Source organism: Arsukibacterium sp. MJ3 (assembly GCF_000987765.1).
Lineage (GTDB): Bacteria > Pseudomonadota > Gammaproteobacteria > Enterobacterales > Alteromonadaceae > Alishewanella.
The window spans coordinates 76,337-90,757 of record NZ_LAHP01000013.1 but is presented as its reverse complement, the minus strand read 5'-3'; the positions used below and the strand labels follow the sequence as shown (position 1 = coordinate 90,757).

Below are 14,421 nucleotides of genomic sequence, written 5' to 3'. Positions count from 1 at the left end.
TATGTCAGTATGCCGCGTAAAGATTCAGAACTTTTATAGAACCCAAAATCAGCCTATTATTATAACGGTAATTATGCAACTTGCTGACACTTATGGCAAAAACCATGTGCTTCAATCGTCTGATGTTTAATCTTAAAGCCCTGTTCAGTTGCCAGTTCTCTAAATTCTTGTTGTAACACGACAGAATGTAATTCACTTACACTACCACAGCTGTCACAAATCAATAACTGCGCCGGATGATGATGCCCAAAATGATGGCACAGCATAAAGGCATTGCTGGACTCAATTTTGTGAATAAAACCTTGTTCAGTTAAAAAATCCAGAGCACGGTAGATGGTCGCAGGTTTTGCCGCAGGCTCAGTTTGCTTTAATTGCTCTAGTAAGTCATACGCCCCCATGCCGCCATCAGTTTCAGCCATCAGCCGAAATACTTTTTCTCTTATAGAGGTAAAGCGAGCACCATTGTTGTCGCAGATGGTTTTCGCCCGGCTTACTAATGATTCAGTTGACATACTTTTATCTCCTGGCAGCAGTCGATGGCAGTGTAGCATAACGCGATTTAACTTCCACGCCGTGCTTTACCTTTAAGCTATACAACAGTGTTCTATTATAATTTGCTACTAACGCCACAAATTATCGACAGTTTGCTGTAGAATGTGTTTTTAGTCATTTAGCTTTAATAAATAATTACTGATGGAATTTAAATGAAATTATTAGTACGAAACTTGGACCGATTAACCACAGAAGATCAACTGCTGAAAATTTTTCAGGAATATGGCACAGTGCAATCATGCAATGTAGTAGTAGATTTGGTTAGTGGCTCGTCTAAAGGTTTCGGTTTCATTGAAATGCCAAAATCAGGTGAAGCTAAAGCCGCTATTAAAAATCTAAACAACACCCTTATCGGCAGTAATAAAATACGCGTTAAAAAAGCGGATGATAAAACGATATAATGTGTTTATCTAAAATTTCCTAAGGTAAAATGGCTTATTTGTTTTATAATAACCATTCGGCTTCTTGCTTTAAAGAACACTGTATTGCCTAGGTTTTTCGGCAGCAGGCTAAAATTTGTCGATTTTTATCAGTAAAATACGCTATAAATAATTGATTATATGTAAAGTAGCGGTTATCTTTCCGCATAACGGGCTTAGATTGCTAATCTGTTGTACTATTGCACTGTGACATACGACGAGTCTGAAATATTCGATTTATACCCGAACTGGTGGATTCGTGTATAATAATTATTCTTCACCAACAATCATGAGATAAGAAAATGGCTAAAGGTACTGTAAAGTGGTTCAACGCTGAAAAAGGTTTCGGTTTTATTACTCCAGAAGACGGCAGTAAAGACCTGTTCGTTCATCACTCTGAAATTCAAGCAGGTGGCGGTTACGCAACATTAAGCGATGGCCAAAAGGTCGAGTTTGAAGTTGGCCAAGGCCAGAAAGGTCCTTGCGCAAATAAAGTTGTTGCTATCTAATAAGCTGCAGCTTACAAGTAAAACAACCGGTTGGCTTTGCCGCCGGTTTTTTTTATTGTCATTTACACCATTTTTTAAAAACCTAGCTGAACCTCCCCCTTCAATATTAGCTTTTTAAACAAGCCCGGTTTGCTCTCGCTCAGCAGTCTGACTGCGCTTGGTGTTTTGCTATGGTATAATTCACTTCCTTTTTTATCTGTGTTACGTCACTTACGTGGAATGTCATAAAATCAATGATCAACAATAGTCTGCATCAGCCCGACTCCAGGATGTTGTCACCCAAGTTCTCTGTCGCTCCCATGCTGGACTGGACCGATAAACATTGCCGTTTTTTTCACCGGTTAATGACCAAACATGCGGTGCTTTACACCGAAATGATCACCACGGGTGCACTTATTCATGGCAAAGGTGATTATCTGGCGTTTAACGAACAAGAGCACCCATTGGTGTTGCAGCTGGGTGGCTCTAATCCGCAAGAAATGGCCCGCTGTGCTTTGATGGCACAGCAGCGGGGTTATGATGCGGTAAACATTAATGTTGGTTGCCCATCAGATCGGGTACAAAACGGTATGTTTGGCGCCTGTTTAATGGCCCGCCCTCAGTTAGTTGCCAGCTGCGTAAAAGCTATGCTGGATGTGGTCACTATACCTGTAACGGTGAAAAGCCGGATTGGCATTGATGAGCTTGATAGCTACCTTTTTTTAACTGATTTTGTTGGTACCATTGCTGATGCAGGTTGCAGCCATTTTATTGTGCATGCCCGAAAAGCTTGGTTAAAAGGGCTTAGCCCCAAAGAAAACCGAGAAATTCCAGCACTGGATTACCCCAGAGTTCACCAATTAAAGCAGGATTTTCCTCAGCTTGATATTAGTATTAATGGCGGGATTAAAACCCTCGACGATGCGCGCTATCAACTGCAACGGGTAGATGGAGTGATGGTGGGGCGGGAAGCTTATACCAATCCCTATTTACTGAGCCAGGTTGATCATTTTATATATGGCGATGAACGGCCCGTATTAAGCCAGCATCAGCTAGTTAGAGCGATGCTTCCTTACATTGAACAGCAGATGCAGCAAGGTGCCCGTTTCTGGCATATTGCCCGGCATATGCTTGGGTTATTTCAGGGCTTGCCTGGCGCACGACTGTGGCGGCGCCATTTAAGTGAGCATGGTCATTTAGCGGCGTCAGGGCCTGAGGTTTTAATACAAGCGCTGGCAGCAGTACCAGAGTAAATTAATGTTAGTTAAATTAACCAGTAGAGTGGTTAAAAATACCACTTTTTGGCTTTTAAATAGTGCATAAAATATTGCCATTGCGAAGATTAAATTTAATTGTATAAATATTAATGGTTTATAAGATTTTTAAAGTTGGCATAAGCTTTGTAATAAGACAGTTGTAGTACCAACTAATCTCATTATGAAGGAATATGATATGAAAACTTTAGCTACTTTAACCTTTGCTGCCGGTGTTTTACTGGCTGCTTTACCAACGCAAGCTAACCCGGTTACTGAAGTTATGCAGCAATTAGCCGCCAGCCAGTTAGCTGAAATTAAAACTGCCGTGGTGCAACAAGCGCGGCAAGCTGTAGAACAAACAGCCACTGATTTACGTCAGTTATTGCAAACAACGGCACCCTTAACAACAGAGCTGGTAGCAGTAGGACAAGACGCTGTTGTTCAGACAAATACCAAGCCCGCGGCAGAGTAGACGATGTTTCCTGCCAGTAATTTATTGCTGCTGTATTTACTGCCAGTTGCTAGCATATTTTCGGCATTTATTTTGTGGTGTTATGTTATGCCGATAATATTGTGGTGGCAAAGAGCCCGGAGCTAGTTGTTCCGGGCTTTTGTCTTGTTAAACGGCATAACGTTGCTTGTTGACGCTGCTTGCTGCCATAATTTGGTGTAAGATAAGTTAAATTTGTTAAGGGAGCCTAACATGCGCCGACTATTTCGTTTTGTTGCAGGTGCTATATTCAGTTTGTCAGCGGTAGCCGCCATCGCGTCAGAATTAACCGTTACTGATGGTCAGGTAAGAGTACCTATGCCAGGTCGAACAGTGACTGCAGCTTATTTTACGCTGCAGAATGATACTGCCGCTGCCGTTAGTTTGCTGGCGGTACAAAGCTCTGCTTTTGAAAAAGCTGAATTACATCAACATACGCATCAGGATGGGGTGATGCGGATGGAGCAAGTCGCACAGATTGATATTGCAGCAAATTCCAGTGTTACTCTGCAACCCGGTGGCTTACATCTGATGCTGTTTAACCCTGTGCAGCCTTTACTGGCTGGAGAGAGTGTTACGGTTACCTTGAGCTTTAGTAATGGCGAACAGCTGTCGTTAAGTATGCCGTTAACTGAAATGCCGCGTCGCTAAGGATAAATTATGATTAAGCGTAACATCACATACCTTATTGCAGGCTTGTTATTGTTTATTTTTGTAGTCGTTAGCTGGTGGGTAAGCCGGGAACCAGAAGTAATTGCCGAACAGATACAACAAGCTCAACAAACGGCGGGTGCAACACCGACTGTCGGTTTTACAATGACCACTGCATTGATCAAAGTGACTGAAACCTTACTAGATAAGCCAGGTGGTTATTTGGCGAACGATATTTTACCGCCCTATAGTTTGTTAGATAACATGCCAGCCTGGGAGTTTGGGGTGTTGGAGATGTCGCGCGACCTGGCGCTAGCTTTTCGCAAAGACTTTAGCCGTTCACAGTCGCAATCGGCTGAGAATGAGTTTCTAAAAGTTGCTCAGCCTCAATTTAATATTGATCATAAAAGTTGGGCTATTCCCAGTGCCGAATCTGAATATCGTAAGGCAGTTGAGCAATTGTATTTGTATCGGGACGCGTTATCTAACAGCAGCCAACCCGATAGTCAGTTTTATGCCCGGGCTGATAATCTCAGAGACTGGTTAAAGAACGTGGAAAAACGGCTTGGCAGTTATTCTCAGCGACTCAGCGCCAGTGTTGGCCAGGATCGTTTAAACACTGATTTAGCCGGTGATGCCGGAGCCAGACAGTCTACTAATGCACCAGCAAATCAAGTTGTTAAAACCAGTTGGTGGAAAATTGATGATGAATTTTATGAAGCTCGTGGTGCAGCCTGGGCGTTATTACATTATCTGAAAGCGGTAGAAGTCGACTTTGCAGAAGTGCTGCATCGACGCAATGCTATGGTAAGTTTACAACAAATTATCCGCGAACTTGAAGCCACCCAGCAACCGATTTGGAGTCCGATGGTATTAAATGGTAGTGGTTTTGGTTTGCTGGCAAACCACAGTCTAGTGATGGCAAATTATATTTCCCGTGCGAATGCCGCCCTGAATGATTTATCAGAATTATTGATTCAAGGATAAGCAGTATGAAGCAAGTCGTTGCCAGTAAAACGGTTATTAACAACACAGTCAGCAGCAACACTGCCTTAACCCTGGTGCTAGTGGCATTTCTGGGATCGTGGCAAGCAGCCGCTGACACCCTATTAGGCCTTTATATTGGCGCAGACGGTTGGCGTAGTAACGTGGCTGGTAGTTTTGGTAATAGTGAACCTGCTCCAGAGTTTAATTTTGGCAGTAAAACTCAGGGGGCGTACTTTATTGCATTGGAACATCCGATACCGGTATTGCCTAATGTAAGGCTGGCACATAACCAGCTTGAGGCGAATGGTATTACGGTGCTCGACGGTCAGTTTAGTTTTGCCGGCCAGGACTATTCGGTCAATACGACCCTGGCAAATCAGGTCGATCTGACGAATACCGATATCGTGCTGTATTATGAGTTGTTGGACAATAGTGTCGTTTCCCTTGATTTTGGCGTAAACAGTAAACTTATTAACGGTTCTGCGGCGGTGCAGGAGCAGACCGAAAACGGTTTGCAAGCGGAAGAGTCGGTTTCACAATGGCTGCCTATGTTATATCTTAGTAGCAAAGTTGGCTTGCCGCTTACTGGTTTAGACGTGTTTGCTCAGGGTAGCTATGTTGGCTGGAGTGACAGTCAGATGTACGATATTCAAGCTGGGGTTGGTTATGAGCTTATTAACTCATTAACTGTTGATATCAGGGTTAAGCTCGGATACCGGGCGGTTAATCTGCGTTTAGACGATTTGGATGAGCTGTATAGTAATCTTGATTTTAAAGGCGTCTTTGCCGGGGTCGAGTTACACTTTTAATCAGGTGTTTATAGTGGTCTTATTGTCAGTGTGGCTCGGGGTATTACAACACTTGCCGTTGTCGTGGAAGCACTTTATAGTAACTTTATATTTTGAGTCGGCAGCCACGTTTTGATAAATATATTCAGACAGTTAATAGTCCCCTGGTTGTTGACGCTGTTGCTGGCGTGGTTGCTAGTGAGTGTGTGGCTTTATAATGATAGCCGTAGTCAGCAACAACTGCATATTAAGCAGCTTGGTGTTACTGTTGACTATGCCGTTAAGGCTTATTTGCCGACAGGTTCCAACGAACAACTGGCTACTTTATTAGGGCAAATTCACTATAGCTCGCCTTTAGTAGTACAGCAAATTGCCCTCTATAATAGCCAGCGCCAATTTATAGCCAGTAGCACATCGTTGATTAAGCCGCCAGAGCTTGTCGACACCCCGTTATCTTATCAATTCACTACGTTGGACGACGGCAGTCAACTGGCGTTGTTGCCGTTGAATGTTGGTGCCAGCGCCGCTAATGATCCTATTTCAGGTAAGCTTGGCAGTAATGGCTTTATCTCGGTGGTATTCGTTGCTCAATTTGACTGGTTCGTCTGGTTATTGTCGTTGGTACTGGTCAGTGCGGTAATGGCCACAGGTTTGGCACTAAGTGTTACTGCGGTAAAACGTGGCCAACTGCGCCACAATACTGATATTGAGTTATTAACCCATAACATGCAGCGTCTACAGGCAGCTCAGCAACAGTGTCAGCTGCATGAGCTGATGGTTCCGGTGTTATGGCCTTTACAACAGGCCTTTAATGAATTGGCCGGAAGTATCGACCAGCGGACACTCGGCTCGGAGCAACAGGTGCAGCAATTAAACCAGCGCTTACAACGACTCAATATGCAAAACACTGAACTATCGCAAAAGAATCAACGCTTAATTGCAACACAGCAAGAGCTGCAACGCCAGATCCGACATTGGTTTGAGCAAAGTCAGTTATTGTGGCAGCGCAAAGATCAATTGCAATCCTTACCGCTACAGCGATTATTACAGCTGCATTTATTAGCAGGCCACTATCAGTTTAGCCAAATTGAGATCAGCGGGCAGCCTTTTAATCTTGCCAGCTGGTTAAGCCAGCAGGTTGACGATCTAAATGGCTTGCTGCTTTCTGAATCAGTCAGGCTTGACTGGCTGGAACATCCGGATAATTTAGGTTATTCAGTTTACTATTGCAGGCAAACGTTAACGTCTTTGGTAGAGGCATTACTCATGCTCTGTTTACGGGCTGAAGATGTCAGTAAAATCAGTATAGCGCTAAAGTTACAGTTCAGTGGCGAACAACATAGCTTGTTACTGGTCGCTAGTTGTAATGGCAATGGTTTGCCGGAACATTGCCGCCAGCTGCTGCAAACAGCCGATATGCTTGACTTGCAATGGAGTGATGCTGATATTGCTTTACTCAATGCAATAAAGACAACGGGTGCCAGTTTTACCAGTCAAACACTGGATGGTCTGGGCTGTATTTTACAACTTACCTTGCCAATGCAAACTGAAGCTGCACCAGCAGCAAAGTTGTTACAGCATCTGTTAGTGTTTGATGCGGATGCTGAACGTTTGCAACAACGTTCGGCTGCACTTGCTGCAATAGCTGCTCAGGTAACGCTGTGTAGTAACGTCAGCGAGTTAGAGCAGTTAATTCAGCACAATGGTCAGCAATTTATGTTGGTTTTCGCGCCACTGGCTTCCGCGAGTGCAGATTGGCAACGACTGTTTAACCTAACCAAAAACCAGCCATGTTTGCTGTGCGTTGTGCCGGCAGTACAGTTTAAAACCTGGCAAGATGCAATACAAAATGTGTTTTTTGAACATCAATTTTGTCTGGCACGTTTGATTAAGTTTGCTGAAGTTCAAACAAAAATTACCACATGCCAGCATATTTTAGTGGTGGATGATAACGAAACGAATTTGGCTTTTGTTCAGGTGTTATTAAAAAATAAACCATTAAAATTACAAACTGCGACTTCTGCAGCTCAAGTATTTTTACTGTGTCAGCAACAAAAGTTCGACATGATTTTACTGGATATTCAGTTACCGGATATGTCAGGCGTAGACGTTGCGCGGCAGCTTCGGCAATTGCCGCAATATCAAAAAGTTCCTATTGTGGCTTTTACCGCTCATGCTATGCCTGATGAAATTGACCGTTACCGCCAGGCTGGAATGAACGATATTATTTTTAAACCGTTAGAACCAGCGCGTTTAGATAGTTTACTGGCTAAATTCTGCTTTATGCCAGCCTGAAGGTCGATTCTGCTGAAAATATCTGGTAAGCAGGTTGCACTAGTTAAAGTGCAGAACCGAGGCCATTTGCTGTTGTAAGTGGGCTAAATAACCACTATGAGTAGGGCTGTTTAATAGTGGTAATAATTCATTTCCTACTGTGGTGTATTTATAATATTGTAGCACCACGCCACGTTGTAAAGCGGTACATTCCAATGTTTTACTTTGAAATTGCCAGCTAAACTGTTGTTCTGGCTGCAATTCACCACTCTCAATTTCTACATTATGTAAGATGTCAATATCAATCAGATTAAGAATTTGCGGGTAGGATAAACCAAATTGGCTTAAATTTAACAGCGCCATACTGCGACCGGTTAATAGCTGCCACAACGAGGGTTTTCGAATAAAACCAAAGTAAATCCGACCACTTTGTTCATGTCGGCTGCGACAGCTTAAACTGGCGGCGAGTTGTAAGCTTTGCGCCTCTTTGTGGCTCATTTGTTTTAATACTTGCAATGTTTTCAGCGAAAAACGCCCTGGAGTGGCAATTTCACCCGCCAGTATTTTAGCCCACAATTGCTGCATACTATCGTTTGAGATATCCAGCACTAATTCACAGTATTGTGCAAACCAGTCTGGGTCGACTTCTTGCCCCGACACTCTCTCCGGACAATATTCTAACGCCAATGCCATAATTTTTTCCAGGTTTTGCTGTTGGCGTTCGCGTTGCATTTGTAGCCGACGAGTAACCCGTTGTGACAAACTGAGTTCGTCAGCGAGGGTTGGTGCGCCTGAGCGAGCGGCTAGTTGTTGATGTTTAGCTGTAAACGGGGCAGTACTATTATGTTCATCAGCGGCATCAATCCCAGTCTCAGCTGAGGTTGACATTATGGACCCGCCAAGATGATAACGGGCCAGTTTTACTAGTCGCTGCTGACCTGAGGCCGAGGTTATTTTGCTCAAAATAAATCCGATATTTATTGAATAAATAATGTTATCTTGGCATTAAGCTGTTGTAGCAGCAAGTAGTCTGCACGATTTAACATAGTGCGTTCCGGAATTAGCAAAGTTTAAAATAAACATTAATTCGTTTTCTGTTTTGTAAAATAAGCATGTATATTTAAATCAGGACTTCGGTAAAGGCGTAATCATGAAATCGAATGAAACAGAGGACGACTTTCTGTTTTTTGCACAAGACGAGCAAACAACACCGGAACCAGAACTGGCCTTGGGTGTTTGGCATATTTTGATCGTCGATGATGACGAAGAAATACATACTGTTACCAAACTGGCCCTAAACGATCTCATTGTGCTTGGTAAAAAGCTGACTTTTCATCATGCTTATTCTGGTGACGATGCCATACGAATTTTGCAGAGCTCGTCAAATATGGCCATGGTGCTGCTTGACGTAGTGATGGAGTCTGATGATGCTGGTTTAAAAGTCGTGCAGCGGATCCGTGATGAACTGCATATGGAAGAGGTGCGGATTGTTCTCAGAACGGGGCAGCCGGGCTACGCGCCGGAAGAAAGTGTTATTAAAGAATATGACATTAATGATTATAAAACCAAAACCGAATTAACCCGTGGCAAACTAGTGACGACTATTATTGCGTCACTGCGCTCTTATCAGCAAATTCGTACTATAAATCAAAATAGAATTGGTCTGCAGAAAATTATTAATGCTGGTGCCAATTTACTTGAGCAGCACTCACTGCATGAATTCTCTGAAGGGGTGGTCACCCAAATTGCCTCACTTATCGGCTTGCATGCAGAGGGTGTGCTGTGCGCACAAATTGAAGATGACGGCAGTGCCAGTGACAAAATATATGTGCTGGGCGCTGCCGGCCATTATGCGCCTTTTATTAAATGTCAGTTAGACCGGCTGGATAACCCCCGAATTGTGCAGCAGATTAACCTGTGTCTGACCCAACGGCAGAATATTTTTGGTCAGAATGATACGGTGTTATACCTTGGCAGTGACAGTCGCTGTGCTGCCGTTTATATTGAAACCAACCGGCCAATTGAAGCCTTCGATCGACAACTAATTGAGGTATTCCTTAGCAATATATCAATTGGCTATGAAAATGTGACATTATTTCAGCAGTTAAAGCATGCCGCTTATATCGATCCGCTGACCAAAACACCCAACCGCAATGAGTTTATTCAGATTTTGCAAGACACCCGTCGTTTTGATGCGCAAGGTATGGTAGCGGTTCTGGTTGATATTGACCATTTCTCTGATGTTAATGATGGTTTAGGCCAGGATGTTGGTAATGAATTACTCATTGCCCTCACCATGCGTTTAATTGCTTTTTTTGGCACTAGCTGTCAGTTGGGGCGCATTGGTGCTGATGTATTTGGTTTGGTTGGCCCGGCGCACGAATTATCGCCTGAGCGGTTAGCGGAAGTATTTAACGAGCCCTTTCAGGCTTCAGAACATGCGTTACAGGTTACCGCCACTTTTGGATTATGCCGTTTAACTGACTCATCCGAGCAAGGCTTAACTATTTTAAAGCATGTTTATATTGCCTTAAATAAAGCTAAAAAGAGTATCAGCCAGGGTTACCAGTATTATCAACCGGAAATGGAAGATGAAATGGCAGAGCGGCTGTCCTTGCTTAGAAAGCTGCGCAGCGATTTTAGCCGAGACAAACTAGAATTATGGTATCAGCCACAGGTATCACTAAGCACTAAGCAAGTGGTGGGCATGGAAGCGCTATTACGTTGGCCGGTAGCCGATGGCCAGTATATTTCGCCAGCGGTGTTTATTCCTCTGGCAGAGTACTCAGGTCTTATTGTTGAAATTGGCAGCTGGGTCTTAGAGCAAGCTTGTCAGCAAATAAAACATCTTTCTACCAAAGGATATCGTAATTTACGCATCGCCGTAAATGTCTCGATGCCGCAGTTTCGAAATCATCATTTTGTACAGACGGTGATTGATTGTGTTAACCGTTACAATATTGACCCCGCATTATTAGAGCTTGAGATCACTGAGTCAGTGGTAATGGACGAGCCAAAAATTGTCATAGATGCACTGAATAAATTAAAAAATGTTGGCATTAAAGTGGCGATTGATGATTTTGGTATAGGGTTCTCGTCGCTCAGTTATTTGCAGCAACTGCCACTGGATCGGATTAAAGTAGACCGGGCTTTTGTGCATGAGGTTACCAAACCCGCTGGTGAAGTTATTGCACAAACTATTATTAATTTAGGCAAGCGTCTGGGCTTGTCTACCATTGCTGAAGGGGTAGAAACCCTAGAGCAGCAACTGGCGGTAACGGCAATGGGCTGTGATGAAGTGCAGGGTTTTTTATTCGCTAAACCTATGCCTACAGCTGAGCTGCTGGAATATCTTGAGCGCAGTAATACACAAACCAGCTAATGATAAAAAGTAATAAATAACCAATAATAAAGCCGCATTACGCGACTTTATTATTTTGTATCAGCGGCCATTTGCAGCAAAACGTTTATTTTTTTGCACGCTCAAACGACGTCATAATTTCATTTTTGGCTGCAGCAACGTCACCCCAGCCCAAAATCTTCACCCATTTACCGGGTTCCAATTGTTTATAATGCTCGAAGAAGTGTTGAATTTGCTGCTTTAACAACTCAGGTACATCGTTAATATCCTGAATATGGTCATACAGCTTAGTCAGCTTACTTATCGGAACGGCGATAACTTTCGCGTCTTCACCTGCTTCATCCGACATATGTAATACGCCAACCGGACGACATTTTATTACTGCACCCGGCACCAACGGGTAAGGCGTAGGCACTAATACGTCTACCGGATCGCCGTCTAATGAAAGTGTTTGGTTTACAAAACCATAGTTACAAGGATAAAACATCGGTGTAGACATAAAGCGGTCAACCCATACTGTGCCGGTGTCTTTATCTACTTCGTATTTAATCGGATCGGCGTTAGCCGGAATTTCAATAATGACATTAATTTCGTCAGGCAGATTTTTACCTGCCGCTACATCGCTTAAGCTCATGTTGCTTCCTTTTTGTTTAATTTATCCGGCCATTATAGCGGTGACAGTAAAAATGGCTATGCTTTGTGATAACCAATACAGGTTTCCACTTCATGTTTTGAGCCGAGAATTACCGCAACCCGCTGGTGAATATCCGTGGGCATAATATCCATAATCCGCTGGTAGCCGGTTGAACTTATGCCACCAGCCTGTTCTACCAGAAAGCTCATTGGATTGGCTTCATACATTAGTCGAAGTTTATCTGGCTTTTGTGGGTCTTTAGTGTCACGTGGGTAGGCAAAAATGCCGCCACGGCACAGTACCCGATGCACATCACCCACCATGGCCGCTATCCAGCGCATATTAAAGTTTTTACCACGAGGGCCAGCTTTGCCCAGCAACAAGTCTGCAACATAATGCTGCATCGGTTCCTGCCAAAACCGTTGATTAGACATATTAAGGGCAAACTCGGTAGTGTACTTTGGAATGGCGGCTTGCTCCGCTGTTAGCAAAAAACCACCATAGGTGTTATCCAAAGTATACATACGGGTACCGTGGCCGGTGGTTAGCGCTAACATCGTTGACGGGCCATACAATACATAGCCAGCGGCTACCTGGGCCGTACCGGGTTGCAGGAACAGGCTGGCGTCGTCAGGCTCTTTATCTGCTGCGGCGGGTAAAATTGAAAAGATAGTACCAATTAAACTATTAATATCGGTATTCGACGAGCCGTCTAGCGGATCAAAGGTTACCAGGTATTTGCCCGCAGGGTTTCCGGCAACAATGGTATCCTCTTCTTCTGAGCTGATGGCCTTGACCACACCAGTTTCTAAAATGACTTCTTTAAGCAGTTCGTTGGCAATGACATCAAGTTTTTTTTGGGTTTCCCCTTGAATATTCTCGCCAAGGGTAGAACCTAATACACCAGCTAGTTCACCCTGGCTAACCCGAAAAGAAATTTCCCGGCACGCGGCAAGAATAGTTTTAAGCAAGGCAATGAGATCAGGTTCAACTCCGTCCTGTTTTAGTACCGGGGAAATACGGCGCATGTTGTAGGTCCTTTTATTGCTGTAGTTCGGTTGTAGGCTAAGCTATTTTAAAGAATTTATTGTTAAAATGCAGTTTTGATCGTAGTTTTATCTGCTTTTCTGTTCTCAACGGGCCTGCACAGCAGGAAATAACTGATGCATATTCATATTTTAGGTATTTGCGGCACCTTTATGGGCGGCATTGCCGCCATTGCCAAAGCCATGGGCCACCAGGTTACCGGTTCAGATCAAAATGTCTACCCGCCGATGAGTGAGCAACTGGCCGAGTTAGGTATTGGTTTAATGCAAGGATATGACATAGCACATTTTAACCCAGAACCCGATTTAGTCATTATTGGTAATGCGTTATCCCGTGGTAACGAAGCTATTGAGTATGTGCTGAGCCGCGGTTTGCGCTATACCTCAGGACCACAGTGGCTGGCCGAGCAAGTACTGCAAGACCGTTGGGTATTAGCGGTAGCGGGCACCCATGGTAAAACCACCACCAGCAGCATGTTGGCATGGATTTTAGAAGCTGCGGGCTTAAAACCCGGGTTTTTAATTGGCGGCATTCCACAAAATTTTGATACATCGGCCCGGCTGGGAGAGTCACCCTTTTTTGTGATAGAAGCAGACGAGTACGACACCGCTTTTTTTGATAAACGCTCAAAGTTTGTTCATTACCGGCCACGCACGCTTATTATCAATAATCTTGAATTTGACCACGCCGATATTTTCCCTGATCTGGCGGCCATTCAACGCCAGTTTCATCATTTATTGCGCATGGTGCCGGCCAATGGTTTGGTGTTGTCGCCGGAAGATACCAAGGCGGTCAGTCTAACGCTGGCAATGGGTTGCTGGAGTGAACGCCAGAGTTACGGTCAAGACTGGCAAGCAGAGCTGCTTAATAGCGATGGCAGTGCCTTTAAGGTGTTTTACCAACAACAACTGCAAGGCGAGTTACATTGGCAACTGGGTGGTCAGCATAATGTCGACAATGCGGTAATGGCCATTGCCGCCGCCCGGCATGCTGGTGTGCCCGTGGCGGTAGCACTGGACGCTATGCAACATTTTGTCGCACCCAAAAGACGCATGGAATTAAAAGCGGAAATTGCTGGCATAAAGGTTTATGACGATTTTGCTCATCATCCCACGGCCATTGCCACTACCTTACAAGGGGTGCGGAATAAAGTGGGCCAGGGCCGTTTACTGGCCGTACTTGAACCACGTTCTAACACCATGCGTATGGGTGTTCATGAAGCCGCCTTGCCCGTCGCGTTAGCTATTGCCGATCAGGTTTACTTATATGAGCCAGCAAATGCCAACTGGTCATTAGATGGACTAACCCGCAGTTTAAGTCCGAAAGCCCATCTGTCGCACGATGTCAGTGAGCTGGTCGGTTTACTGGTTAAACACGCCGGCAGCGGTGATAACATTGTCATTATGAGTAACGGTGGCTTTGCCGGTATTCACGATAAGCTGGTTAGCGCCTTGGCGCAAAAATGGGAGTAACA

General features: G+C 44.2%; 14 protein-coding genes. 10 read left to right on the top strand and 4 right to left on the bottom strand.

Going from position 1 to position 14,421, the window contains the following annotated elements; genetic code table 11:
* Window positions 1–71: 71 nt before the first annotated feature.
* Window positions 72–512 carry a zinc uptake transcriptional repressor Zur gene (zur, locus tag VT06_RS11095; protein ID WP_046554375.1) on the bottom strand — a complete coding sequence of 147 codons (441 nt, stop codon included), beginning with the start codon at window positions 510–512 and terminating at the stop codon, window positions 72–74.
* Between the two features lie 192 nt (window positions 513–704).
* On the opposite strand from zur, the gene VT06_RS11090 reads away from it, so the two are divergent.
* From VT06_RS11090 to VT06_RS11055, 8 genes are all read left to right on the top strand, one after another.
* Window positions 705–953, top strand: coding sequence for an RNA-binding protein (locus tag VT06_RS11090; protein WP_046554374.1), 249 nt, complete (start codon window positions 705–707; stop codon window positions 951–953).
* Between the two features lie 320 nt (window positions 954–1,273).
* A complete protein-coding gene (locus VT06_RS11085) occupies window positions 1,274–1,480 on the top strand; it encodes a cold-shock protein (protein ID WP_046554373.1) in 207 nt (68 codons plus the stop codon).
* 233 nt (window positions 1,481–1,713) lie between these two features.
* The gene (dusA, locus tag VT06_RS11080) at window positions 1,714–2,712 is read left to right on the top strand and encodes a tRNA dihydrouridine(20/20a) synthase DusA (RefSeq protein ID WP_235357416.1); all 999 of its coding nucleotides are present in this window, start codon (window positions 1,714–1,716) and stop codon (window positions 2,710–2,712) included.
* A 199-nt stretch (window positions 2,713–2,911) separates the two neighbouring features.
* Window positions 2,912–3,187: a hypothetical protein gene (locus VT06_RS11075; protein WP_046554372.1), complete on the top strand. Its 276-nt coding sequence runs from the start codon at window positions 2,912–2,914 to the stop codon at window positions 3,185–3,187.
* Window positions 3,188–3,418: 231 nt separating this feature from the next.
* On the top strand, window positions 3,419–3,856 hold the full coding sequence (locus tag VT06_RS11070; protein WP_046554371.1) for a copper chaperone PCu(A)C: 438 nt from the start codon (window positions 3,419–3,421) through the stop codon (window positions 3,854–3,856).
* 9 nt (window positions 3,857–3,865) lie between these two features.
* On the top strand, window positions 3,866–4,843 hold the full coding sequence (locus VT06_RS11065; protein ID WP_046554370.1) for a DUF2333 family protein: 978 nt from the start codon (window positions 3,866–3,868) through the stop codon (window positions 4,841–4,843).
* A 5-nt stretch (window positions 4,844–4,848) separates the two neighbouring features.
* Window positions 4,849–5,652, top strand: a complete 804-nt coding sequence (locus tag VT06_RS11060; RefSeq protein WP_052750231.1) for a TIGR04219 family outer membrane beta-barrel protein — start codon at window positions 4,849–4,851, stop codon at window positions 5,650–5,652.
* A 177-nt stretch (window positions 5,653–5,829) separates the two neighbouring features.
* Window positions 5,830–7,926: a response regulator gene (locus VT06_RS11055; RefSeq protein WP_046554369.1), complete on the top strand. Its 2,097-nt coding sequence runs from the start codon at window positions 5,830–5,832 to the stop codon at window positions 7,924–7,926.
* Window positions 7,927–7,965: 39 nt separating this feature from the next.
* Here VT06_RS11055 and VT06_RS11050 read toward each other — a convergent pair whose 3' ends face one another.
* Entirely contained in the window at window positions 7,966–8,868 is a 903-nt protein-coding gene (locus VT06_RS11050; protein ID WP_046554368.1) for a TIGR03899 family protein, read from the bottom strand.
* A 187-nt stretch (window positions 8,869–9,055) separates the two neighbouring features.
* Between VT06_RS11050 and VT06_RS11045 the strand changes: the two genes are divergently transcribed.
* Window positions 9,056–11,287, top strand: a complete 2,232-nt coding sequence (locus tag VT06_RS11045; RefSeq protein ID WP_046554367.1) for an EAL domain-containing protein — start codon at window positions 9,056–9,058, stop codon at window positions 11,285–11,287.
* An 85-nt stretch (window positions 11,288–11,372) separates the two neighbouring features.
* On the opposite strand, the gene ppa is transcribed toward VT06_RS11045, so the two are convergent.
* Window positions 11,373–11,900 (bottom strand): inorganic diphosphatase, encoded by a 528-nt coding sequence (gene ppa, locus VT06_RS11040; protein ID WP_046554366.1) that lies wholly within the window; start codon window positions 11,898–11,900, stop codon window positions 11,373–11,375.
* Between the two features lie 56 nt (window positions 11,901–11,956).
* Complete coding sequence (locus VT06_RS11035) at window positions 11,957–12,928, bottom strand: class 1 fructose-bisphosphatase (protein ID WP_046554365.1); 972 nt, start codon at window positions 12,926–12,928, stop codon at window positions 11,957–11,959.
* 135 nt (window positions 12,929–13,063) lie between these two features.
* Between VT06_RS11035 and mpl the strand changes: the two genes are divergently transcribed.
* Window positions 13,064–14,419, top strand: a complete 1,356-nt coding sequence (gene mpl / locus VT06_RS11030; RefSeq protein WP_046554364.1) for a UDP-N-acetylmuramate:L-alanyl-gamma-D-glutamyl-meso-diaminopimelate ligase — start codon at window positions 13,064–13,066, stop codon at window positions 14,417–14,419.
* Window positions 14,420–14,421 lie beyond the last annotated feature (2 nt).

What these genes read in the sequence shown, in the direction of transcription:
- VT06_RS11085 (WP_046554373.1), top strand. Translation starts at nt 1,274, where the DNA reads ATGGCTAAAGGTACTGTAAAGTGGTTCAACGCTGAAAAAGGTTTCGGT.
- VT06_RS11035 (WP_046554365.1), bottom strand. Translation starts at nt 12,928, where the DNA reads ATGCGCCGTATTTCCCCGGTACTAAAACAGGACGGAGTTGAACCTGAT.
- dusA (WP_235357416.1), top strand. Translation starts at nt 1,714, where the DNA reads ATGATCAACAATAGTCTGCATCAGCCCGACTCCAGGATGTTGTCACCC.
- VT06_RS11045 (WP_046554367.1), top strand. Translation starts at nt 9,056, where the DNA reads ATGAAATCGAATGAAACAGAGGACGACTTTCTGTTTTTTGCACAAGAC.
- VT06_RS11060 (WP_052750231.1), top strand. Translation starts at nt 4,849, where the DNA reads ATGAAGCAAGTCGTTGCCAGTAAAACGGTTATTAACAACACAGTCAGC.
- VT06_RS11090 (WP_046554374.1), top strand. Translation starts at nt 705, where the DNA reads ATGAAATTATTAGTACGAAACTTGGACCGATTAACCACAGAAGATCAA.
- mpl (WP_046554364.1), top strand. Translation starts at nt 13,064, where the DNA reads ATGCATATTCATATTTTAGGTATTTGCGGCACCTTTATGGGCGGCATT.
- VT06_RS11075 (WP_046554372.1), top strand. Translation starts at nt 2,912, where the DNA reads ATGAAAACTTTAGCTACTTTAACCTTTGCTGCCGGTGTTTTACTGGCT.
- VT06_RS11070 (WP_046554371.1), top strand. Translation starts at nt 3,419, where the DNA reads ATGCGCCGACTATTTCGTTTTGTTGCAGGTGCTATATTCAGTTTGTCA.
- zur (WP_046554375.1), bottom strand. Translation starts at nt 512, where the DNA reads ATGTCAACTGAATCATTAGTAAGCCGGGCGAAAACCATCTGCGACAAC.
- ppa (WP_046554366.1), bottom strand. Translation starts at nt 11,900, where the DNA reads ATGAGCTTAAGCGATGTAGCGGCAGGTAAAAATCTGCCTGACGAAATT.
- VT06_RS11065 (WP_046554370.1), top strand. Translation starts at nt 3,866, where the DNA reads ATGATTAAGCGTAACATCACATACCTTATTGCAGGCTTGTTATTGTTT.